1 pseudogene is annotated in these 281 nt (G+C 39.1%); it reads right to left on the reverse strand.

Annotated features, from left to right (window positions below):
* A pseudogene (locus HC175_RS23540) lies at positions 1 to 257 on the reverse strand (hypothetical protein); the annotation flags it as partial.
* Positions 258 to 281: the final 24 nt, after the last annotated feature.

Raw genomic sequence — 281 nt, forward strand, 5'->3', positions numbered from 1 at the left:
TTATAATTCAGATCTACTCCTAAACGAATATTGGGATTAATGGCATATCCTGCAGAAAGAAATACCCTGTTTAGGCCTCCTTTTCCTGAAAACCTTCCGGCGCGTCCCTCTTCTTCATTAATATCTATAATATTATATCCTACCGAAGTATATGGGATCAATCCAAAACCAAAACCAAATTTCCCGGCAGGAATTCCTATAGCAAGATAATCAAGAGAAGCCGTATTTGCAGTGGCACTTTCAGAATCAGATTCCATATTATTAGAAACGTTTCCCGCCCC

The sequence above is a fragment of the Salinimicrobium oceani genome, from assembly GCF_012037645.1.